This is a genomic window from Dietzia massiliensis, from assembly GCF_018390595.1.
GTDB lineage: Bacteria > Actinomycetota > Actinomycetes > Mycobacteriales > Mycobacteriaceae > Dietzia > Dietzia massiliensis.
On sequence record NZ_JAHBAV010000410.1, the window covers coordinates 1 to 209 of the forward strand.

1 protein-coding gene is annotated in these 209 nt (G+C 66.5%); it reads right to left on the reverse strand.

Annotated elements, in window-relative coordinates; genetic code table 11:
* On the reverse strand, window positions 1–209 hold a 209-nt coding region (locus tag KHA85_RS17745; RefSeq protein ID WP_272875201.1), incomplete at both ends, for a helix-turn-helix domain-containing protein.

Genomic DNA, 209 nt, shown 5'->3' on the forward strand with positions numbered 1-209 from the left:
TTGTGCTCATCGACCCCGAGAACGCGGACTCCGTCGAAGTGTCCGGGCTGGTCGTAGACCATCGCGCGGGTCTCGGAGACCGCCAGGTCATTGACTAGATCCCAGCCCAACCCGAGCGCCTTGGCGACCGCGGAGACGCTGGTGCGGTCGATCGCCAAGCGCTGCAAGATCCACCGGTTACAGCGTCGGGTGGTCTTGGCCCGCGGCTC